This window comes from Nocardiopsis metallicus (assembly GCF_014201115.1).
Classification (GTDB): Bacteria; Actinomycetota; Actinomycetes; order Streptosporangiales; family Streptosporangiaceae; genus Nocardiopsis; species Nocardiopsis metallicus.
In genome coordinates this window covers 1,221,480-1,244,401 of the sequence record NZ_JACHDO010000001.1, presented here as the reverse complement: position 1 = coordinate 1,244,401, position 22,922 = coordinate 1,221,480, and the positions used below count along the sequence as shown (strand labels likewise).

General features: G+C 70.5%; 17 protein-coding genes. 13 read left to right on the top strand and 4 right to left on the bottom strand.

Features of this window, described 5'->3' with window-relative positions:
- Window positions 1-105: 105 nt before the first annotated feature.
- Window positions 106-459 (bottom strand): ADP-ribosylation/crystallin J1, encoded by a 354-nt coding sequence (locus tag HNR07_RS05165; RefSeq protein WP_184362568.1) that lies wholly within the window; start codon window positions 457-459, stop codon window positions 106-108.
- A gap of 562 nt (window positions 460-1,021) precedes the next feature.
- Complete coding sequence (locus tag HNR07_RS05160) at window positions 1,022-3,331, bottom strand: serine/threonine-protein kinase (RefSeq protein WP_184362565.1); 2,310 nt, start codon at window positions 3,329-3,331, stop codon at window positions 1,022-1,024.
- Between the two features lie 203 nt (window positions 3,332-3,534).
- Here HNR07_RS05160 and HNR07_RS05155 point away from each other — a divergent pair, with 203 nt between their 5' ends.
- The 13 genes from HNR07_RS05155 to mmsB all read left to right on the top strand — a co-directional run bounded on the left by HNR07_RS05155 (window position 3,535) and on the right by mmsB (window position 20,053).
- On the top strand, window positions 3,535-4,527 hold the full coding sequence (locus HNR07_RS05155; protein WP_184362562.1) for a LacI family DNA-binding transcriptional regulator: 993 nt from the start codon (window positions 3,535-3,537) through the stop codon (window positions 4,525-4,527).
- Window positions 4,528-4,807: 280 nt separating this feature from the next.
- Window positions 4,808-6,013, top strand: a complete 1,206-nt coding sequence (locus HNR07_RS05150) for an MFS transporter (protein ID WP_184362559.1) — start codon at window positions 4,808-4,810, stop codon at window positions 6,011-6,013.
- Between the two features lie 287 nt (window positions 6,014-6,300).
- Window positions 6,301-7,974: a ribulokinase gene (gene araB / locus HNR07_RS05145; RefSeq protein ID WP_184371500.1), complete on the top strand. Its 1,674-nt coding sequence runs from the start codon at window positions 6,301-6,303 to the stop codon at window positions 7,972-7,974.
- Window positions 7,971-8,666, top strand: coding sequence for an L-ribulose-5-phosphate 4-epimerase (locus HNR07_RS05140; protein ID WP_184362556.1), 696 nt, complete (start codon window positions 7,971-7,973; stop codon window positions 8,664-8,666). The genes araB and HNR07_RS05140 overlap by 4 nt, the downstream gene beginning before the upstream one ends.
- A gap of 9 nt (window positions 8,667-8,675) precedes the next feature.
- The gene (locus HNR07_RS05135) at window positions 8,676-10,112 is read left to right on the top strand and encodes an L-fucose/L-arabinose isomerase family protein (protein WP_184362553.1); all 1,437 of its coding nucleotides are present in this window, start codon (window positions 8,676-8,678) and stop codon (window positions 10,110-10,112) included.
- Window positions 10,113-10,201: 89 nt separating this feature from the next.
- The gene (locus HNR07_RS05130) at window positions 10,202-11,536 is read left to right on the top strand and encodes an extracellular solute-binding protein (RefSeq protein ID WP_184362551.1); all 1,335 of its coding nucleotides are present in this window, start codon (window positions 10,202-10,204) and stop codon (window positions 11,534-11,536) included.
- 9 nt (window positions 11,537-11,545) lie between these two features.
- Window positions 11,546-12,481 carry a carbohydrate ABC transporter permease gene (locus tag HNR07_RS05125; protein WP_184362549.1) on the top strand — a complete coding sequence of 312 codons (936 nt, stop codon included), beginning with the start codon at window positions 11,546-11,548 and terminating at the stop codon, window positions 12,479-12,481.
- 1 nt (window position 12,482) lies between these two features.
- A complete protein-coding gene (locus HNR07_RS05120; protein ID WP_184362547.1) occupies window positions 12,483-13,373 on the top strand; it encodes a carbohydrate ABC transporter permease in 891 nt (296 codons plus the stop codon).
- A gap of 27 nt (window positions 13,374-13,400) precedes the next feature.
- Window positions 13,401-14,492, top strand: a complete 1,092-nt coding sequence (locus HNR07_RS05115) for an arabinan endo-1,5-alpha-L-arabinosidase (RefSeq protein WP_312893605.1) — start codon at window positions 13,401-13,403, stop codon at window positions 14,490-14,492.
- A 67-nt stretch (window positions 14,493-14,559) separates the two neighbouring features.
- Window positions 14,560-16,083, top strand: a complete 1,524-nt coding sequence (gene arfA / locus HNR07_RS05110; RefSeq protein WP_184362545.1) for an arabinosylfuranosidase ArfA — start codon at window positions 14,560-14,562, stop codon at window positions 16,081-16,083.
- 30 nt (window positions 16,084-16,113) lie between these two features.
- The gene (gene chvE, locus HNR07_RS05105) at window positions 16,114-17,205 is read left to right on the top strand and encodes a multiple monosaccharide ABC transporter substrate-binding protein (RefSeq protein WP_184362543.1); all 1,092 of its coding nucleotides are present in this window, start codon (window positions 16,114-16,116) and stop codon (window positions 17,203-17,205) included.
- On the top strand, window positions 17,202-18,779 hold the full coding sequence (locus HNR07_RS05100) for a sugar ABC transporter ATP-binding protein (protein WP_184362540.1): 1,578 nt from the start codon (window positions 17,202-17,204) through the stop codon (window positions 18,777-18,779). The genes chvE and HNR07_RS05100 overlap by 4 nt, the downstream gene beginning before the upstream one ends.
- Window positions 18,776-20,053 carry a multiple monosaccharide ABC transporter permease gene (mmsB, locus tag HNR07_RS05095; RefSeq protein WP_184362537.1) on the top strand — a complete coding sequence of 426 codons (1,278 nt, stop codon included), beginning with the start codon at window positions 18,776-18,778 and terminating at the stop codon, window positions 20,051-20,053. Before HNR07_RS05100 ends, mmsB begins: the two co-directional genes overlap by 4 nt.
- Window positions 20,054-20,761: 708 nt before the next feature.
- Here mmsB and HNR07_RS05090 read toward each other — a convergent pair.
- Both HNR07_RS05090 and HNR07_RS05085 read right to left on the bottom strand, forming a co-directional pair.
- Window positions 20,762-21,715, bottom strand: coding sequence for a DNRLRE domain-containing protein (locus HNR07_RS05090; protein ID WP_312893604.1), 954 nt, complete (start codon window positions 21,713-21,715; stop codon window positions 20,762-20,764).
- A gap of 588 nt (window positions 21,716-22,303) precedes the next feature.
- Entirely contained in the window at window positions 22,304-22,783 is a 480-nt protein-coding gene (locus tag HNR07_RS05085) for a hypothetical protein (protein WP_184373087.1), read from the bottom strand.
- Window positions 22,784-22,922: the final 139 nt, after the last annotated feature.

The window sequence follows — 22,922 nt, the reverse complement described above, 5'->3', positions numbered from 1 at the left end:
GCACCTACCACGGCAGACCTTCGCGTACACAAAAGCGGGGCCGGTGCGCCCTCGTGCACCGGCCCCGCCCTTGTTCACGTCGCTCCCACCGCCCCGGACCGGGGCCTATCCCGCCGGCAGGAAGGACCCCACCAGCTCAATCTCCCCGTGGATGTGCGCGTTGAACTCGGCCAGTTCCCCGGCTGGCACCCACAGTTCCAGGATCGTGCGCCCGCCCACCTGCCGGACCGGATACCGGGAGGCGAATCCGGCGTCCACCCGGAAACGGGTGACGTGCCCCTCACCGTCTCGTGGCAGGTTCCACTCCCGGGCGATCCGCGTCGCGTAGTCCTCGTTCAGCACCGGGTAGAAGATGGGCTGCTCGGGCAGGCGCGGCGGCCACTCCCGCCAGCCGGAATCCCTTACCAACGCGAGCTCCGCGGGCCCGGTGGGCCGCCACAGGGTCACCGGTTCGGGCATGTCCGCCTCCTTCGCCGCCCGGGTCCGAAGAGGAGCTTAGGGTTCCGTGCCCCACTCCGCACCCGCTTTTTACCGGGCCGGATGAAAATCCGCTGCCGGGGCGGGAACACCTCACCTGTACGAAGCGTTCTTACAGGTGAAGCACCCCAGACCGACCCCGACCCCAACAATCCCACCAGCGTCTGTGCGAAGCTTCGAACATCACCTTCAGACCATGCGCGGTTGTACGCGTTCGTGTCGGCAATGGGGGTTTCCGACACGAAACCATCGCTACAACCGCCTTCCCAGCGGCCAGACCGCACCTAGTGCGTAGGCCGCGCGGTCGGGTCCCGCGTTGGGGGACGTGGGACCCGGCCAAGACCAAGCGAATACGAGTGTCCGCGTCGTAAATGGGGGTTTCCGACACGGAATGATCACCGTATTCGCCGCCCAGCGGCCGTACCGCACTCAGTGCGCGGGCCGCGTGGCCGGTTCCGCGTTGGGGGACGTGGAACCGGCCAGACTTCAGGGGGCGCGCCCGGTGGCGCGCCCCCTTTCTTGTGCCCGAGGCCGCGTCCGCAGGTCAGTCCCGTAGCTGGAAGTCGATCAGGATGATGGGGACGATGTCGGCGTCATAGAAATCGGGTGATGCCTCGGTGGGTTCGGTGAAGTTCGTGATCGGCCTGCAAGGAAGAAGGGGGGTGACGTTCTCGGTGGGGTCCGGTTCCTCTCCGAAGTCGAGGTTCCAGCCGTCGCCACAGGCCACCGTTTCGTCGATCGCCCTGGCCGTACTCCTGGAGAACCGACCGAAGAGGAACGTCACCCGGTCCTCCTGGCCTGACGAGTCCGCGACCACACCCGCGATATCCATCGCATCGTCGCAGCTCATGTCCCAGCCGCTGGCCTGGACATCCCATTCCTGCTGGGCGGGCCAGCCCGAGAGAATACTCCCGCAGACCGGGGCGTACACCACATCCCAGCGAAGGTCATTGTCGAGCGCCCACAGCTGGGGATCCTCAATCGGCACCCGGGTGTCCCTCTCCTCGAAGTCGATCCGCACCTCCCGCTGGTCCGTGGTGTACTCGGCCCACAGCGGTGCCCCCTCTTCGTCGAGTTCGACCCGGGCGATCGCCTCTGTCTCCACGAAGGCCCCCTCATCGAGGAGCCCGAACAGTGTGGGCCCCGTATACACCCCTTCCTGCCCCTCCACCGTTTCCGCCTCGCCCCTCTCGGCCAGGGCTCGCAGCGGCTCGGTGACCAGGGTGACGGCGACGGATTCCGGACCGACGCCGGGAGCGAGTTCGATCCGCTCGGGCAGGGGCCAGCCGTCCTCCGGACCCTGTTCGTACACGTACAGGTCGCCCCGGTGGTTGGCGACCCCTGTGGTACCCGGGCCCATCGCCGCACCCCGGATGAGGAAAGTCTGGTCCGCCGCCGAGTACAGGTACTCCTCCTCGACCAGGCTGCCCTCCACCACCTGGTCCACGGGGGTTCCGGTGCGTTCGGCGACCCGCTCGGCATGCGACTGGGAGAAGGAGCGGGTCACCCTGGCGGTAAACCCCTCGCTCTCCTCCAGCACGCCCGCCGCGGCGGCGACCGTCTCCGACGGGCTCTCGCTCACCTGGTTGTAGACCACGAACCCGCCCGCGGCCAGACCGGCCACCGCCAGCACACCAGCACCCGCCAGGCCCAACTTGGATGTCGCGATGCCGCTCATCATGCCGCCGGTCGCCGTGCCGGCCGCACTTCCCCCAGCGGTCACCGCCCCCGAACCGGCAACCGTGGGACCTGCTCCAGCCGTGCCGGCTGCCGCACCGGCCCCAGCTGCCGCACCGGATCCAGCGGCGCCTCCCGATCCCATCGCGCCCGCACCCACAACACCGGAACCCAGCGCGCTCGTGCCCAGACCGACCACGGAGGCGACGCCCAGGGCCGCCGCCCAGCGCCCTGGGTCGTGGCCCGCGTCGTCCACGCCGCGCCAGTAGTCGCGCAACATCCCGCGCAGGGAATCGGCCGTGGCCGGCGGGCGCCCGTACTGGTTCTGCGTTTCCTCGGCGGGTACCGGCATCAACGCCCGTACAAGGGCCTGAGAGTTCGGGCGCTGTTTCGGGTCCACCGACAGCGCGGCCCTCACCAGGCCGAGCAGGTCCTCGGGTACGCCTTCGACGTCGTGCTCCCCCGCCTTCACCCGCCGGGCGAGCTCGTTCGCGTCCGCCTTGCCGAAGGGCTCACGCCCGGTCGCGGCCAGCGCCACCAGCCCACCCCAGGCGAACACGTCCGCCGACGGGTCCGCGACCGCCCCGGAGTAGCGCTCGGGGGCCGTCCAACCAGGGGTGCCGTAGGAAGAGGACGGATCATCGGAGTTCTCTGTGCCGACCTCGACCGCGATACCGAAGTCCACGATCTTCGGCCCGTCCGGAGACAGGATCACGTTGCCCGGCTTGACGTCGCGGTGCGCGATCCCCGCCGCGTGCAGCGCGACCAGACCCTCAGCCGCCCCCAGGGCGAAGGTGCGCAACATACCACCCGCCAACGGACCGAACTCACGCACGTGGGCCCGCAGATCACGGCCGGGAACGTAGTCGAAGGCCAGCCACGGAACCTCCGCCTCCGTGTCAGCCGCATGGAGCCGAGCCGTGCTGACCCCGTCCGCCCGCCCCAGCATCTCGACCTCACGCGCGAAGGCCTCCCGAAACCGGGACTCACGGGCGATGTCAGCGTGCACGGTCTTGACCGCCACACAGCGCCCGTACACGTCCAGGGCCCCGAACACGGCACCCATCCCGCCCGCACCGATCCGCCCCACCACCCGGTAGGGCCCGACCTCGGCCGGGTCACCCGCTTCCAACGACGCAAGCCCGGGCGGTGGGGAAGTGTCAGGGGAGACGGACATCGGTGCCCTTCATGAGGAGGTCGGCGAAGGAGGTGAGCTGGGGGACTCGCCCCGGACGTTCTGATGTCCCGGTAACGCGGAAGGTTCGTCGCCGGGAGGATCCTTGGTTCGGGCCCGGACAACGGTACGATGCGCCTGCGTGGGAGGGGACCGAAGTGGCGAGTGGGAACAGCGGTGGCGGGGCACCCGGCGGGCGGCCGACCATGGCCGATGTCGCGGCGCACCTGGGGGTCTCCCGGCAGCTGGTCTCGCTGGTCCTGGGCGACCGCCCGGGCCCCAGTGCCGCCACCCGGGAGCGGGTGCTGCGCGCCGCCGAGGAACTCGGCTACCGCGCCGACACCGCCGCCCAGCTGCTGCGCCGGGCCCGCAGCCGTCAGGTGGGCGTGCTCTTCACCATGGAGCACCCGATGGACGCCGACCTGGTCGAGGCGCTGTACCCGGAGGCGGCCCGGCTCGACTACAGCGTGGCCCTGAGCGCCATGCTGGCCAACCGCACCGAACGCCAGGCGATCGACGAACTCGTGGGGCTGCGCTGCGAGGCGCTGGTACTGATCGGGATGTCCGCGCAGGCCCCCGAGGACCTGGCCAGGGTCGCCGAGCGGGTGCCCGTGGTGGAGATCGGTCAGCGCACCAACGCGGCCGGGACGGACAGTGTGCGCACCGACGCCGTCTCCGGGGTGCGTCAGGCGGTCGACCACCTGGTCGCCCTGGGCCACCGGCGCATCGCACACGTGCACGGCGGTGACCTGCCCAGTGCCCCCGAGCGCCGGACCGGTTACCTGGAGGGCATGCGCGCACACGGCCTGGACGGGTTCGTGGACCTGGTGCCGGGCGCCTACACCGAGGAGGCGGGGGCCCGCGCCGCGGCCGCTCTGCTGGCCCGCGAGGAACTGCCGACGGCCGTGGTGTGCTGCAACGACCAGTCCGCGCGCGGACTGTTGGAGACTCTGCTGCGCGCGGGTCGTTCGGTGCCCGAGGAGGTGTCGGTGGTGGGCTACGACGACAGCCGGGCCGCCCGGTTGTCGTTCCTGAGTCTGACCTCGGTCCGTCAGGACGTGACCCGCATCGCCGAGCTCACTCTGGGCGCGGTGGCCGAACGTCTGGAGGAGGGGCGCACCGAGTGCACCCACGTGGTGCTGCCCACCACGCTCACCGTTCGCGGAAGCACCGCTCCCCCGCGCCCCGCCTGTTCCTGAACCTCGCCCGCTGGATCCCACAGGCCCCGGGCGCCCGCCCGGGCCCGGCGCGAGGCAGATCACGCGCCGCGCCGTTGATGATCGGCGCTCATAGGTGACATCATTGATTTAGCACGTGCTAAATCACTTGGCGCGACCCCGAATCCGGACCGCGCCCGATCACACGGCGACGAACCTCCCAGGGCATCGACGCCCCACCCCGCCATCACGTCTGGGCCGACGCCCGCGAGGCCGCGCGGACACCGCACACACTCCACCACCCTCCGGAAGGGGCACATCCATGCGCCTGGCACTGCTCGCTCTGGCCCTCGGGGCCTTCGCCATCGGCACCACCGAGTTCGTGATCATGGGCCTGCTGCCCGAAGTCGCCGCCGATCTCGGCGTGTCCATCCCCACCGCGGGACACCTCATCTCCGCCTACGCCCTGGGAGTGGTGGTCGGCGCTCCCCTGCTCACCGCGCTGAGCACACGCCTGCCCCGCAAGAACGCCCTGCTGCTGTTCATGGCGGTCTTCCTCCTGGGAAACCTGCTCACCGTGGTGGCGCCTTCGCACGAGACCGTGCTGGCCGCCCGCTTCCTCGCCGGCATCCCGCACGGCGCCTACCTGGGGGTGGCCGCCCTGGTCGCGGCCCACCTGGCCGGGCCCGCCCGCCGGGCCACTGCGGTGGCGCGGGTGATGCTGGGACTCACCATCGCCAACATCGTCGGTGTGCCCGCGGGAACCCTGCTGGGCCAGCTGACCGGCTGGCGCACCGCCTTCCTGGTGGTGGCGGCGATCGCCGCCCTCACCGTCCTCGGGGTGGCCCGCTGGGTGCCGCACGTGCCCATCGCCCAGCGGGGCGGCCTGCGCGGGGAGTTCTCCGCGCTAGCCCGGCCCCAGGTGCTGCTGGGCCTGCTCACGGCGGTGTTCGGCTTCGCGGGCGTGTTCGCCGTCTACAGCTACATCTCCCCGATGATGACCGAGCTGGCCGGGATGCCCAGCGCCGGAGTGCCGATCGTGCTGGCGCTGTTCGGTGTGGGCATGACCCTGGGCTCGCTGATCGTGGGCCCGCTCGCCGACCGTTGGCTGCGCCCCACCATCTACGGCTCCCTGGCGGGCCTGGCGGTGGTGCTCGCGCTGTTCGCCGTGGCCGTGCAGAACCCCTGGACCGCCGCGATCGGCGTCGTGGTGCTGGGCGCCGTCGGTTTCGGCGTGACCGCACCCCTTCAGGTCCTGGTGATGAGCCGGGCGGGTACCGCGCCGAGCCTGGCGTCGGCCTCCAACCACTCGGCGTTCAACCTAGCCAACGCGGGAGGCGCCTGGCTGGGCGGTCTGGGTATCGCGATGGGGTTCGGCTACGCCTCCCCGGCGGTGATCGGCGCGGTCCTCGCCGTGGCGGGCCTGGGCATCGCCGTCACCGCGGGTCTGATCGACCGCAGGGGCTCCGCCCCGGAGGCCTCCGTCCGCGCATCCGAACCCGCCTCCGTATCCGCCATCAGGGCCTGACCCGCCGCTGGCCCACTCCCGCTCCACCGCTTCCAGAGCGCCCGCTCCCCTTCTTCGGGGCGGGCGCTCCGTCGTGCGCGTCGTGCGGGTTTGGGCGCCCTCGGGGGGTTGACTTCATCGATTGTTAACGCCAACAATATTGCCCAGGTCACATTAGCCCTCTTGGAGTCCCGGACATTGGCCAGCCAAGGGGGACTATTCAGCACGTCCATCCGCGAAGGGAACTCTCGTTGGCCGCGAATGTTAGCGCGAACAATCATCACTCCGCGGGTACCGAACCCGACACGGTGGTGCTCGGGGTCGACTTCGGAACCCTCTCCGGCCGTGCCGTCGTGGTCCGGGTCGCCGACGGCACCGAACTGGGTTCGGCCGAGTACACCTACCGGCACGGGGTCATCACCGACCACCTGCCCGGCCACACGGACCCCCTCGAACCGGACACCGCCCTCCAGCACCCCGACGACTACCGCGAGGTCCTGCGCCGGGCCGTCCCCGCAGCCCTGCGCGAGGCCCGGGTCTCCCCCGGTCAGGTCATCGGGATCGGTACCGACTTCACCTCCTGTACCGTCCTGCCCGTGACCGCCGAGGGCACCCCCCTGTGCGAACTCCCCGACCTGGCGGGCCGCCCGCACGCCTGGCCCAAACTGTGGCGTCACCACGCCGCCCAGCCCGAGGCCGACGAGATCAACGCCCTGGCCGCCGAACGCGGTGAACCCTGGCTGCCCCGCTACGGCGGGAAGATCTCCTCCGAGTGGCAGTTCGCCAAGGCCCTGCAGGTCCTGCGCGACGACCCCGGGGTCTACGAGCGCACCGAACGCTGGATCGAGGGCGCGGACTGGATCGTCTGGCAGCTGTGCGGGTACGAGACCCGCAACGCGGCCACCGCCGGTTACAAGGGCATCTACCAGGACGGGTCCTGGCCCACCAAGGACTTCCTCGCCGCCCTGGACCCCCGCTTCGCCGACTTCGCCGTGAGCAGGCTCGACCACCCCCTGTCCCAGCTGGGCGAACGCGCCGGAGGGCTCACCGCACAGGCCGCCGCCTGGACCGGCCTGCCCGAGGGCCTGCCCGTGGCCGTCGGCAACATCGACGCGCACGTCACCGCCGCCACGGCACAGACCACCGCTCCCGGGCGGATGCTCGCCATCATGGGCACCAGCACCTGCCACGTGATGAACTCCGAGGTCCTGGCCGAGGTGCCGGGCATGTGCGGCATGGCCCTGGGCGGTATCACCCCGGGCATGTGGGGCTACGAGGCCGGGCAGAGCGGCGTGGGCGACATCTTCGGCTGGTTCGTGGACTCCTACGTGCCGCCCGCCTACCACGATGAGGCAGCCGAACTCGGACTCTCCGTCCACGACCTGCTCTCCCGCAAGGCGGCCGAGGCCGCCGTGGGCGAGCACGGCCTGGTGGCCCTGGACTGGCACAGCGGCAACCGCTCGGTGCTGGTGGACCACTCGCTGTCCGGCGTGCTGGTGGGGATGACCCTGGCCACCAGACCCGAGGAGGTCTACCGGGCGCTGGTGGAGGCGACCGCCTTCGGTACCCGCACCATCGTCGAGGCCTTCACCGCCGCCGGGGTTCCGGTCGAGGACCTCACCATCGGCGGCGGGATGGTCCGCAACCCCTTCGTCCTGCAGATCTACGCCGACGTCCTGAACCGGCCGCTGCGCGTGGTGGCCACGGAGCAGAGCTGCGCGGTGGGTTCGGCGATCCACGCCGCGGTCGCCGCCGGGGCCCACCCCGACGTCCACGCCGCCTCCGCGGCGATGGGCCGGGTACGCGAGGGCACCGTCGACCCCGACCCGGAGCGGGCCGCCGCCTACGACCCCCTCTTCGCCATCTACTCCGAACTCCACGACCACTTCGGCCGCGGCGGCAGCGACAGCCTGCGCCGCCTGCGGTCCCTGCGACACGCCGCGTACACCAGCGGCCCCACCACCCCCGAGGGAAAGCGATGACCTCAACCGACCCGCTCCAGCGACAGCTGGCGGACCACCGCGCCGAGGTGGAACGCCTGCGCCAGAAGGTCTGCGAACTGCACGGGGAACTGCCCCGGTGGAACCTGGTCACCTGGACCAGCGGCAACATCTCGGCGCGCGTCCCCGATACCGACCTGATGGTGATCAAACCCAGCGGTGTCTCCTACGACGACATCACCCCGGCGGACATGGTCGTGTGCGACCTGCACGGACGACTGGTCGAAGGACACCACAAACCCTCCAGTGACACCGACGCCCACGCCTACGTCTACCGGGCCCTCCCGGACGTGGGCGGGGTGGTGCACACCCACAGCCCCTACGCCACGGCCTGGGCCGCCCGCGGTGAGGCCGTCCCCTGCGCCGTCACCGCGATGGCCGACGAGTTCGGCGGGGACATCCCGGTGGGCCCGTTCGCGCTCATCGGCGACGACTCCATCGGCAAGGGCATCGTCGCGACCCTGGAGGGCCAACGCTCCCCGGCCGTGCTGATGCGCGGCCACGGTGTGTTCACCGTCGGCGCCACCGCCAGGGCCGCGGTCAAGGCCGCAGTGATGTGCGAGGACGTGGCCCGCACCGTGCACATCGCCCGCCAGGGCGGGCCCGTCGAGCGCCTGCCCCAGGAAGACGTGGACGCCCTCTACCACCGCTACCAGAACGTCTACGGACAGTAAGGACCCCCTGTGTCTCTACCCACGCCGCCCCCGAGCCAGAACCCGGCGGTGCGTTCCAGCCGCCCCCGGATCGGCCTGCTCGGCATCATGCAGCCGCTCTACGACGCCATGATCCCCGGCATCACCGAACACCAGGCCGCCTACGCCCAGCGGCTCGCCGAAGGGCTATCGGAGGTCGCCGAGTGGACCGTGGCCCCGCCGGTGCGGGGTCGGGAGGACGCCGAGAGCGCGATCCGCGACTTCGAGGGCGCCGACCTCGACGGGGTCCTGGTCGTCATGCTCACCTACGGCCCCTCCATCCGCGTCACCCGGGCGCTGACCGGGACCCGGCTGCCCGTGGCGCTGGCCAACACCCAGCCCGACCCCGCGGTGAGCGCGTCCTGGAACATGGACGACATGACCTACAACCAGGGCATCCACGGGGCCCAGGACACCGCCAACGCGCTGGTCCGGGCCGGGGTCGACTTCGACGTCATCACCGGTGACTGGCAGAGCCAGGAGTTCGCCGCGCGGGTGGACCGCTGGGCCCGGGCCGCGCACACCGTCAGTGCCCTGCGGCGGTTGCGCGTGGGCGTGTTCGGCTATCCCATGAACGGCATGGGCGACGCCCGGGTGGACGAGACCGCGTTCCTGCGCAAGCTCGGCCCCGAGGTGCACGTCATCGCCCCCGGCACGCTGCACCGCACCATGGCCGACCTGCCCGAGCAGGCGGTGAGCGACCTGCTGGCGTGGGAGGACGGCGCCTTCGACGTGGACGAGCGGCTGTCCAAGGAGGAGCGCGAGGACCACGCCCGCATGCAGTTGGGCATCGAGCACCTGCTGGAGGAGTCCGGCTGCGGCGCCTACTCCACCCACTTCGACGCCATCGGCGAGGACGGTCGTTTCGCCCGGCTGCCCATGGCCGCCGCCTCCACCCTGATGGCGCAGGGGTACGGGTTCGCCGGTGAGGGCGACGTCCTGGCGGCGTCGATCGTCTACGCGGGCCACCGCCTGGCCGGGGACGGCCACTTCACCGAGATGTACGCGATGGACTTCCCCAGCGACTCCATCCTGATGAGCCACATGGGCGAGGGCAACTGGCGGGTGGCGCGCGAGGACGAGCAGGCCCGCCTGATCAAACGCCCCCTGGGCATCGGCGGCCTGGCCGACCCGCCCACCATCCTGTTCCGCTACCGGCCGGGCCCGGCGACCCTGGCCTCCCTGGTCTCGCTGGGCGGTGAACGCTTCCGGCTGGTGGTGGCCGAGGGCGAGGTGCTGGACTCCCCCGAACTGCCCGCGCTGGAGATGCCCTACGGCCAGTTCCGTCCCTCCTCTGGGGTGCGGGGCTGCATGGACGCCTGGCTGCGCGCGGGCGGCACCCACCACATGGTCATGAACTCCGGCCACATCGCCCAGGACTGGAAGGTCCTGTGCGAGCTGGCCGGGATCGAGTACGCCCCGGTCTGAGCGACCGGCCCCGGCGCCGCACGGCGCCCCCACCCCCCAGAGGGAGGGCCCGTTCCGGGCCCTCCCGCCCCCAGCGCAAGGAGTACACCGTGCGCGACACTTCGCACCACCCATCCCCCCACCACCCTCCGCCCGTACCCGGTGTCGGGCGCAGAACACTGTTCACCGCCGCCCTGACCACGGCCGCGGTCACGGCGGCCGGCTGCGGCGCCTACGACCCCCTGGCAGGTGAGCGCACCCGTCTGCGCCAGTGGAACCTCTTCGGCGGCGGTGACGGTCTGCGCATGCTGCAGATGCACGAGGACTATCAGGCGGAACACCCCGACGTCGACTTCCGCGCCACCACCTTCGAGTGGGGGGCGCCCTTCTACACCAAGGTCGCCATGGGCGCGGCCGGAGGGCGCGGCGCCGACATCGCCACCGTCCACGTCTCCCGGCTGGAGAGCCTGGCCCCGGGCCGCCTCCTGGACCCCATCGATCCGGCGGCCCTGGCCGAGGCCGGGATCGACGAGACCATGTTCCTGCCCAACATCTGGGAGGAGTGCTTCTTCGAGGGGCAGCTCTACGCCATCCCGTTGGACACCCATCTGCTGGTGCAGTTCTACAACCTGGACGTGTGCCGCCAGGTCGGGCTCCTGGACTCCGACGACCGGCTCGTACCGCTCGACGGCAGGGACACCTACGTCGAGGCCCTGCGCGAGATCAAGGCCGCCACCGGCGGTTTCGGGCTGTCCCTCGACACCTGGGGGCCCTGGTCCAACTTCTGGGCTCTGTACCGCCAACAGGACGGTGAGCTCGTCTTCGGCGAGGACGACTTCGAGCTGGACGACGACAAGGCCCTGGCCGCCATGGACTTCCTCTACCGGCTCTCCGAGGAAGGCCTGTCGCCGCGTGTGTCCCAGGGCGCGGACACCTCCGCCAACCTGGCCAACGGCCAGTCGGGGCTGATGATCCACGGCAACTGGGAGATGACCACACTGGACGCCACGGACGTGTCCTTCTCCGTCACCCAGTTCCCCAACGTCTTCGGCAACCACCGGACCCGGGGCGACTCGCACTGCTACGTGTTCCCGCACCAGCGCGACCGCGACCCCGCGAGGACCCGGGCAGCCCTGGAGTACGCGGCGTGGATGCTGCGGAACAGCCTCTCCTGGTCCGAGGGCGCGGGCCACATCCCCGCCTACCTGCCGGTCGCCGAGAGCGAGGAGTACGACCGGCTGCACCCGCAGTCGGAGTACCGCGAGGCCGCCGAGAACGTGCAGTTCGAACCCGAGGCCTGGTTCAGCGGCTCGGCCGGGCGCCTGCAGGACGACGCCACAGGTCCCCTGACGGCGCTGCACCAGGGCACCCAGACACCCGAGGAAGCGCTGCAGCAGCTCAAACGGACCTTCCGCACCATGATCAACGCGCCGGCACCGGTGTAGGAGGCGAACATGTCCGAGCGAACACACACCCCACGCGTTCAGGGGTCCGGCACGGCCGGATCCGGGCTGGTGGACGTGCGCCGCAGGCCCGCCACGTGGACGGGACTCTGGTACGTCCTCCCCTTCCTCGCCTTCTACCTGCTCTTCCTGGTCTGGCCCGCGATCGTGGGCCTGGGCTACACGTTCACCGACCGCAGCCTCGCCGGCGGCCCCGTCTCCTTCGTCGGCTTCGACAACTGGAACGAGACGCTCACCGACCCGGCGCTGTACGAGTCCCTGTGGAACACCCTCGTGTTCACCGTGCTGAGCGTGCCCGTCATGGTGCTGCTCGCCCTGGGGCTGGCCCTGCTCACCGACCACGCCCGACGGCTGGGGTGGTTCCTGCGGCTGTCCTTCTTCGCGCCGTTCGTGCTGCCGGTGGCGGTCATGGCGCTCATGTGGGAGTGGATGTACAACCCCAGCCTGGGGCTGTTCAACGGGATCCTGGGCCAGCTCGGGTTCGAGGGCTCCGAGTGGCTGTTCAGCGAGAACACCGCGATGGTCTCGGTGGTCATCGCCACGGCGTGGTGGCAGGTCGGGTTCAACTACCTGCTGTACCTGGCCGCCATGCAGTCCATCCCCAAGGACGTGTACGAGGCCGCCGCGATCGACGGCGCGGGTGCCTGGCAGCGCATCGGCCGGATCACCCTGCCGCTGCTCGCCCGCACCACGGTGCTGATCACCGTCCTGCAGCTGATCGGCTCGCTCCGCGTGTTCGAGCAGATCTACCTGATGACCGGGGGCGGCCCCAACTTCGCCACCCGCACCGTCATCCAGTACATCTACGACTCCGGGTTCGTCGGGCTGCGCATCGGTCTGGCCTCGTCCATGGCCTACGTGTTCATGGTCCTGATCATCATCGCCTCCGTGGCGCAGTTCCGCCTCTTCTCCCGGAAGGAGGGGTGACATGACCACCACCACCGACCGCCCCGCACCGACCGCCGCCCCCCAACGCCCGGCGGCCGTGCGGCGCGGGCGCCGGCCCAACGCAGGTCGGATCATCCTCTACACGACCGCTTTCCTGGCGGCCCTGCTGTGGCTGGTTCCGCTGCTGTGGTCGTTCGCGACCTCGATCAAACCCGAGGGCGAGACCACGATCACGCCCCCGACCTGGTTCACGGCCAACCCCACCTTCGACGCCTACGCGCAGGTGCTGGGTCGCGGGGACATCATCCGGTGGACGTTCAACTCGTTCGTCACGACCTCGATCGTCACGGTCCTGACCCTCATCGTGTGCGTGCTGGCCGCCTACGGGTTCTCCCGCTTCGACTTCCGCGGCCGCCCGTGGCTGTTCGCACTGATCATCGGCGGCATCCTCATCCCGCCGCAGACCCTGATCGTTCCCCAGTTCATCCTGATGACCCAGCTGGGACTGGTGGACACCTACTGGGGGATCGCCCTGCCGCAGGTGGTCGCGCCCGTGTTCGTGTTCATCCTCAAACGGTTCTTCGACGCCATCCCCCGTGACTACGAGGACGCAGCGAAGATCGACGGCGCCGGTTCCCTGAGGATCCTGTGGAACGTGATGCTGCCGTTGTCCCGGCCCATCCTGACCGCGGTCGGTATCTTCACCTTCATCGGCGCGTGGAACAACTTCCTGTGGCCGTTCCTCGTCACGACCGACCCGGACACGATGACCCTCCCCGTCGGAATGGGCACGGTGATGGGCGGCTACGGGATCCAGTACGCGCAGGTCATGGCCTCCGCGGTACTGGGAGCCCTCCCACTGCTGATCGTCTTCCTGCTGTTCCAGCGGCACATCGTCACCGGTGTCGCCGGAGCAGGCATCAAGGGCTGACCCGCTCCCGACCCCCAGGAGACCCCCGTGAGACACGCACTCCCCTGGACCGTGACGGCACTGGCCGCCGCGACGCTGACGGCCGTGCTGGCCGCCAACCTGGTCGGGCCGCCGCCCGGCTCCCAGGCCACGGCGGCCTCGGCCCAGGACGACTGGGACGTTCCGCCCAACAACCCCGGGCTGCCCCTGTACGGGCACCAGCCCGACCACCTCCACCCCTTCGCGGGCGGGCTGCGGGTCCACGACCCCGGCCTGCACGCGGGCGGTGAGGGCGAGGACTGGTACGTCTTCGGCACCGGCAACCCCGAGATCGGGGACGGCAACATCCAGATCCGCTCCTCCCCGGACGGCTCGTACTGGACGTTCACCGGCACCGTCTGGGACACCAGGCCCGGATGGATCGACGAGGCCGTGCCCGGGGTGGAGACCCTCTGGGCACCCGAGATCCACCACTCCGACGGCACGTACTACCTGTACTACGCCGCCTCCACCTTCGGCTCCAACCGGTCACTGATCGGCCTGGCCACCAACACCACGCTCGACCCCGACGACCCCGCCTACGAGTGGGTCGACGAGGGCATGGTGCTGGAGTCCTTCGAGGGCGACTCCTACAACGCCATCGACCCGGGTATCGCCACCGACGCCCAGGGGCGCCACTGGATGACCTTCGGCTCCTTCTGGAGCGGAATCCACCTGGTCGAACTCGACTGGCCCAGCGGCAAGCCGGTCCAGGGAGCGGAGCCCGTGCACCTGGTCGACCGGACCGAAGCGCCCAACGCCGTCGAGGCGCCCTTCCTGACGGCACACGGGGGCTACCACTACCTGTTCGTCTCCTTCGACCACTGCTGCCGGGTCGACAGCGACTACAAGATCGCCGTCGGCCGCTCCGAGGACATCACCGGCCCCTACCTCGACGCCGACGGCGTCCCGATGCTCGAGGGCGGCGGCACCGTGATCGTCGCCGACGAGGGCACCATCACCGGATCCGGCGGCCAGTCCGTCTCCGGGGGCCTGCTCGCCTACACCTACTACGACACCGACCTGGGCCCGGACTTCGACTTCCGGATGGCCATCAGGGAACTGCACTGGACCGACGACGGATGGCCCTACGTCCGATAGCGACCGCGGGATCAGCCAGGGGCCCGGCTCCACACAGGCCGGACCCTCCCACCAACCGAGGAGACCCATGCTCAACGCCTCACTGCACGTCGACCCCGCCGACCCCGTCGCCCCCGTCCACCGGCGCACCTTCGGCTCCTTCGTCGAGCACATGGGCCGTTGCGTCTACACCGGTATCTACGAGCCCGGCCACCCGGCCGCCGACCCCCACGGCTTCCGGCGCGACGTCGCCGACCTGGTCCGGGAGCTGGGGGTGAGCACCGTCCGCTACCCCGGCGGCAACTTCGTCTCCGGCTACAAGTGGGAGGACGGGGTCGGCCCCCGGGAACAGCGCCCCGTCCGCCGCGACCTGGCCTGGCACAGCATCGAGACCAACCAGTTCGGCCTCGACGAGTTCATGACCTGGTGCCGCGACCTGGGGATCGAACCGATGATGGCGGTCAACCTCGGCACCCGGGGCCTGGCCGAGGCCCTGGACCTGCTGGAGTACTGCAACCACCCCGACGGCACCCACCTGTCCGACCAGCGGGTCGCCAACGGGCACCCCGCCCCCCATGACATCCGCATGTGGTGCCTGGGCAACGAGATGGACGGCCCCTGGCAGATCGGCAACCTGGACGCCCGCTCCTACGGGCGCAAGGCCGCGCAGGTGGCCCGCGCCATGAAGACGGCCGACCGCGACCTGGAACTGGTGGTGTGCGGAAGCTCCGGGTCCTCCATGCCCACCTTCGGAGAGTGGGAGGCCACCGTCCTGGAGGAGACCTACGACAGCGTCGAGTACGTCTCCCTGCACGCCTACTACGAGGAGCACGACGGCGACCTGGGCTCCTTCCTGGCCAGCGCCACCGACATGGACGCCTTCATCGACTCGGTGACCGCCACCGCCGACGCCGTGGGGGCGCGGCTGCGCAATCCCAAGCGCATCCAGCTCTCCTTCGACGAGTGGAACGTGTGGTATCTGAGCCGCCACCAGGCCGAGGCCGCCGTCCAGCCCACCGACGACTGGCGGGTGGCACCGCGCGTCATCGAGGACCAGTACAACGTCGCCGACGCCGTCGTGGTCGGCAACCTGCTGATCAGCCTGCTGCGGCACAGCGACCGGGTCACCGCCGCCAGCCAGGCCCAGCTGGCCAACGTCATCGCCCCGATCATGACCGAGCCCGGCGGCCCCGCCTGGCGGCAGAGCATCTTCCACCCCTTCGCGCTCACCGCGCGCGCGGCCCGCGGCCAGGTGCTGCGCACCCGCCTGAGCACGCCCGAGTACGCGACCGAGCGCCACGGCACCGTTCCCGCGCTGGACGCCGTCGTGACCCACGACGACCAGGACGGAAGCACGTCGCTGTTCGTGGTCAACCGCTCCACCGACCAGCACCTGACCCTGGACGCCGATCTGAGCGCCGTGGCGCCCGGGGCGGTCACCGACGCCCAGACGCTGTCCGACGAGGACCCCTACGCCGCCAACACCATGGACGCCCCCGACCGGGTCGTGCCCCGGCCCGCCAAGGACGTCCGGTTGGCGGACGGTCGGCTCACCGCGGTGCTGCCGCCCGTGTCCTGGTCCGTCATCACCCTCTCCCCCGCCAACGGCTGAACCGGCCCCTTCCAGGAAGAAGACCTCACGATGCCACGTCCACCACACACGGCCCTGACCGCCGCCCTCACCACCGGGGCTCTGCTGCTGACCGCCTGCGGCGGTGTCGGCGACGCCGCCCGCACCGACGGCGAGAACGGCGTCATCGGTATCGCCATGCCCACCCAGTCCTCCGAGCGCTGGATCAACGACGGCGCGAACATGGTCGCCGAGTTCGAGGAGCGCGGCTACGGCACCGACCTGCAGTACGCCGAGGACGTCGTCCAGGACCAGATCTCCCAGATCGAGAACATGATCACCCGGGGCGTGGACGCCCTGGTCATCGCCTCCATCGACGGGGAGGCCCTGGGCGACGTCCTGGACACCGCCGCCGACAGCGGCATCCCGGTGATCGCCTACGACCGCCTCATCATGGGAAGCGAGAACGTCGACTACTACGCCACCTTCGACAACTTCGAGGTCGGCGTCATCCAGGGGCAGTACATCGTCGACTCCCTGGACCTGGAGAACGAGGACGGCCCGTTCAACATCGAGCTGTTCGGCGGAGCCCCCGACGACAACAACGCCTACTTCTTCAACGACGGCGCCATGTCGGTGCTGCAGCCGCACATCGACGACGGCACCCTGGAGGTGCGCAGCGGCCAGACCGAGATGGGGCAGATCGCCACCACCCGCTGGGACGGCTCCGTCGCCCAGTCCCGGATGGACAACCTGCTCAGCGCCAACTACTCCGACGAGGACGTGCACGCGGTCCTGTCGCCCTTCGACGGCATCAGCCTGGGGGTGATCGAGTCCCTGCGGGCGGTGGGCTACGGCACCGACGCCCGCCCCCTGCCGGTGGTCACCGGCCAGGACGCCGACCTGTCCTCGGTGCGGTCGATCATCGCCGGGGAGCAGACCCAGACCGTCTTCAAGGACACCCGCGAGCTGGCCGCGCAGACCGTGGACATGGCCGAGGCGGTGCTGGCCGACGAGGAGGTACCGGTCAACGACACCGACAGCTACGACAACGGGACCAAGGTCGTGCCCTCCTTCCTGCTGGAGCCGGTCTCGGTGGACCTGGAGAACTACCACGAGGTCCTGGTCGAGAGCGGCTACTACGAGGAGTCCGAGCTCGAATGATGAGCGCTGACACCGAACCCGCCGCCCCGGGGCCGCTGCTGCGCATGCGCGGCATCCGCAAGGAGTTCCCCGGGGTGCGGGCCCTGGACGGGGTGTCCCTGGACGTGGCCCACGGCAGCGTGCACGCCCTCATGGGGGAGAACGGGGCGGGCAAGTCCACCCTGATGAAGGTGCTGAGCGGTGTCCACCCGGCCGGTTCCTACACCGGCCTGGTGGAGGTGGACGGCGAGCCCCGCGCGTTCGCCGACGTGGCCGCCAGCGAAAGGGCCGGGATCGCGATCATCCACCAGGAGCTCGCGCTCATCCCACAGCTGTCCATCAGCGAGAACGTGCTGCTGGGCCACGAGGTGACCCGCTTCGGCGTCATCGACTGGGGCGCCACCCACGCCCGTGCCCGGGAACTGCTGCTCCGGGTCGGCCTGGAGGAGAACCCGGCCGCGCCCGTCTCGACGCTGAGCATCGGCGCCCAGCAGATGGTGGAGATCGCCAAGGCACTGGCCAAGGACGTGCGGCTGCTGATCCTGGACGAGCCGACCTCGGCGCTCAACGAAGCCGAGAGCGACCGGCTGCTGGACCTGCTGCTGGAACTGCGCGAACAGGGTGTGGCGTGCGTGCTCATCTCGCACAAGCTCGGCGAGATCATGCGGGTCAGCGACGAGGTCACCATCCTGCGCGACGGCCGGACCGTGGAGACCCTGGCCGTGGAGCGCGACGCCGACGGCCGCCCCTCCGTGGACGAGGACCGCGTCATCCGCGGGATGGTCGGCCGCGACCTGGACCAGCGCTACCCCGACCGCGAGGGGGAGATCGGCCCGGTCCGCTTCCAGGTGCGCGACTGGACGGTGGACCACCCCACCCAGGCGGGGCGGCGCATGGTGCGGGGGGTCGACCTCGACCTGCGCGCCGGCGAGGTCGTGGGACTGGCCGGGCTCATGGGCGCCGGGCGCACCGAGTTCGCGATGAGCCTGTTCGGGCGCTCCTACGGCCGCTACGTCCGGGGGGCCCTGCTGCGCGACGGCGAGGAACTGCGCGTGGGCGACGTCGCCGACGCCATCGCCGCCGGGGTCGCCTACGTGCCCGAGGACCGCAAGTCCCTGGGGCTGGTCCTGGACGACGACATCCGCCACAACACCACGATGGCCGCACTGGGCCGCGTCTGTACCCGGGGTGTGATCGACCCGGGCCTGGAGACGGTGGAGGCCCAGCGCATGAGCGAACGCATGCGGGTGCGCAGCCACGGCGTCAACCAGACGGTGCGCACCCTCAGCGGCGGCAACCAGCAGAAGGTCGTGCTGGGCAAGTGGATGTTCACCCGGCCCGACCTGCTGATCCTGGACGAGCCCACCCGCGGCATCGACGTGGGCGCCAAGTACGAGATCTACCTGATCGTGCGCCGTCTGGCGGCCGAGGGGGCCTGCGTGCTGCTCATCTCCTCGGAGCTGCCGGAGATCCTGGGCATGTGCGACCGCGTCTACGCCATGTGCGAGGGGCGGATCACCGGCCAGGTGCCCCGGGCCGACGCCGACCAGGAGACCCTGATGAGACTCATGACCCGAACCGGGGACCCGACGTGAACGACCTGACCCGAAACCCCTCGCGCTCCCGCCTGCGGGAGCTGCTGCGGGGCAACACCCGCCAGTACGGCATGGCCATCGCCCTGGTCGCCGTCATCATCCTGTTCCAGGTCCTGACCGGCGGGCTGCTGCTCACCCCGCTCAACATCACCAACCTGATCATGCAGAACTCCTACATCCTGATCCTGGCGATCGGGATGATGCTGGTGATCATCACCGGGCACATCGACCTGTCGGTCGGTTCGGTGGTGGCGTTCACCGGTGCGGTGTCGGCGATCATGCTGACCTCCTGGGGCCTGCCGACCGTCGTGGTCGTCCCCCTGGCCCTGCTGCTGGGCGGCCTCATCGGCGCCTGGCAGGGGTTCTGGATCGCCTACGTGGGCGTGCCCGCGTTCATCGTGACCCTGGCCGGGATGCTGATCTTCCGCGGCGCCACCCTGGCGGTGCTGGGCGGGGAGTCCATCGCGCCCCTGCCGCAGTCGCTGCGGGTGATCGCCAGCGGGTTCCTGCCCGGGCAGACCGACGGTCTGCACCTGCCCACCCTGGCCCTGGGTCTGGGCGGGGCCGCGGTGATCGTGTGGATCCAGTGGCGCACGCGGGCCCGCTCCCTGGCACGCGACCTGCCCACGGCCCCGGCGGCGGTGACCGCGGCCGGTTCGGCGCTGGTGGTGGCCGTGATCGTGGCCTTCACCTACACGCTGGCCGGCCACAACGGCCTGCCGCTGGTGGGCGTGCTGCTGGTCGCGCTCATCGCCGGGTACGCGTTCGTGATGCGCTCCACCACGATGGGGCGGCGCGTGTACGCGGTGGGCGGCAGCGAGCGGGCCGCCGCGCTGTCGGGTATCCGCACCAAGCGCACCACGTTCTGGGTGTTCGTGAACATGGGGGTGCTCTCGGCGCTGGCCGGGCTCGTCTTCACCGCCCGGCTCAACGCCGCCACCCCCGGCGCGGGCACCATGTTCGAGCTGGACGCCATCGCGGCGGCCTTCATCGGCGGCGCCTCAGCGGCTGGTGGTGTGGGCAGCGTGATCGGCGCGGTCATCGGCGCCCTGTTCATGGGCGTGCTCAACAACGGCATGTCGCTGATCGGCCTGGGCGTGGACTGGCAGCAGTTCATCAAGGGCCTGGTGCTGCTGCTGGCGGTGGCCTTCGACATCTACAACAAGCGCCGGGTGGGCGGCTCCGCGCCGATCCTGCCGGGCTTGCGGTGGCGGCTGCGGCGAAGCGGGCCCGAGCGGAGCGGAGAACCCGACCGGGTGTCCGGCGGGGCCTGACCGGCCTGAGCCGGTAGGCGCGGCGGTGACCGCGGACCCGCCACCCCAGGCGGGGTCGCGGTCACCGGCGTGCACGACGGCTGCTTCAGGACCGTACGGGTGGCCTCGGCCTGGTTCCGAGCACGCGCCCTGATCCGCCAACGAGGCAGCACGACACCCGCGTCCGCGGTTCACGGCACGCCGAGGAGCGGTCCGGCGTCGGCGCTCCGGGAACCCCTGTGCGGTGCCCATGCGCACAGGGGTTCCCGGCCGCAGCGCCCTCCTGAGGCGCAGCCCCCTTCCGGCTCTGCCCCAGGCGTTTGCGGTATCGGGGACGGACGCCTCTTCCATCGGCGCGGAACCGTGCCCTCACCGCGGGCGGCCACCCTGCTCCGTGGCCGGTGCTGCTTCGGCACGGTCCCCTCGGCCGTTTCCGGGCACCTCGCCGCCGTGGCGCTCCGGAACCGACCGGCCCTACCCCTCGGGCCACCGCCGATGCGTCCCCCGCCCTACCGGAGGACGTACCGCGAGAGAGGCGCCGTCGTCCGTCAACCGTGATCCCGTGGTCGGTGAACCCGAGTGCGTTCTCCGACCGGTGTGCGGGCCGGAGGTCCCCTGGCCTGGAGATCCATGGCCCCGTCCCGTTGCGGGTGAGCGTGCGAAGCGCTCGGGGAACCCGCCCCTTCCCCCCGTAGGTCGGGGACCCGACCGTCCCCGGCTCGGAGCCGGTCACTGGAGGCGGGGACCTGGGCTCGGATGTCGGAGGCTCCCCGGACCCCCGGGTCCGCGTTTCCGGGGGGGGGTGCCTCCCAGGTCCGTGCCTGCCGGGACGGTGTCGCCGGAAGGGTCGTGGCCTCCTGCGAACGTGATCGGGGCGGGGCCCTGCGCACCGTACCGGGAGCGGTTCGGGGTACCGGTCGGATCGGAGCCCTCGGCCGGTACCCGCGGCGCGCTCCGGTCGACCGCCAGTACCGGTGGGTTGTCCTCGACGTCGAAGCGGAGCCAGGCCGTGGTCCCGGACTCGTCGCGTTCCCCGAGGCGCAGGTCGATGTGGGGTTCTCCGTGGTCCACGGCCCACTGGTAGGCCTCGGTCACGTCGAACTCGACACCGCCGCTCACCGGGCAGGCGGCCCGCCCGCCCCTGACCCTTTGCGTGTCGAGCAGGGCGCGGGCCGTCGGCTGATCGTTCCAGGTGGTCCCGCCGTCGAAGGGGTCGACCCGGTGCAGTTCCAGGAAGGAGTCGCTGTGGCAGTCATAGGACCAGGCGACCTCGGTACGCAGCACGGCGGAGTCCACAGCGGCTCCCGGACCCGACTCGACCGGGAACCGGAACAGGGCCCTACGGGTGTAGACGCGGTCCCACACGAGGCGCCCGGTACCCACGCTGGTGATCTCCGCGCCATGGTGGGGGCTGTCGGGAGAGGCCAGGTCGACGTAGGTCCACAGGGAACTCTCGGTCTCGCTCCGACCCTCGCCGAAATGTGCGGGGTCGAGAGTGCCATCGGCGGCAGAAGTGCTATCGGACCCGGTCAGGTTGCGGTCTGCCACATCGGCAGGGAGGATCCCGCCCAGTTCACCGCTCCGCTGCTCGGAGGCGGCCGTGCCACCGGTGGCGGCTGAGGCATCGGCGTCGGCTGCGGCAGGAGCAGCGACCCCCATCGAAAGCACGAGGGTGTAAGCCACACAAGCCGCCGTCGCGCGGGTCAGGGAACGACGCATTACGGGTGGTGCCTGCACATTCTAACTACGACCGAAAAGAAATCCGAGCGGGCATCAATACCCCGCTCCAACCACCAGCAATTTACCCAATTCCCATCGGCGCCCACAAATTCCTCCGGTATAAATGCAGTCCAAAAATATAGTTAGCGCCATCTGAAAAACCGGAACCAGAGAAAGCCGCCCGACCAGGCCGAATGACCCCGGGGCCGCAACCCTCTTTATCCGGCGGCCACCAAATACAGGTTCATATCAAACCGAAACCTGGTAGCCCGAATGGGGATGTCGCGCACCCGCATCGGCACCGCCCACTCATAGATGAGGACAGCCAGAATTCCGAACAGGGGTGCGACCCAGATACCCGCTTTCAAGAAACCTTGGCTGGACGGGGACGGGCGACTCGAAGGACAGGCCTTCCCGTGAAGACTCCTCCAGGCGAGCGCCCCGGGACCCGATACGGGGTGTGGTCTGCGAGAGCGGCTCAGACCTGACTCACGAAGCAGGGAATCGGGGCGATGCGACCTACGGCACCGCCCCGAGACGAGAAGTGTGGCCTCAGGTGGCCAGGCTCAACCAGGTGCGCACCGCGGCGGCCAGATCATCGAACTCCCCCGACGCTTGCACCACCGAGGAGTGCTCCCTGCTGAGGCGAGCCCGCTCCGCGTCGTGGAACAGGTAGGGGCGCACCCCGCGCACCCCGTCGTCGTCCACGCACCACCCCTGCTCCGAGGGGTGGGGCTGTCGGGGTCGCGGCACTCGCACCGGCCCCGGTTCAGGTTGGGGTTCGCCCTCCCGAGCGGCGAGTTCGGCCACCGTCCTGCTCCGCGTCACGGCAGAGGAGGCGGTCAGGGCTTTGGGGGTCGCGCGGCGTTCCAGCACCGCCCGGCCTTCGCCCCTGGGACGGTCGATGCTGCGGCGCGTTGCGACTTCGAGCGGGCTGCACAGCACGGCGGCCAGGACCGCGCCGAACAGCCACCGCACGCGCTGTCCCCAGCCCCGTACGGGTTTGCGGTGCCTACCAGTAGGCTTCTCCACGGATCTCCTCCTGCTCATTCAGGTGGGGATTTCAGCCCCGGCCCGGTGTTCGCCGCACCGCGTCGGGGCGCCTCCACTTCTGGGTCCTTCTTCGTTGCTCGGCATGGGCGGGTGTCTGTGGCCCCGAGGTTTCATGCCG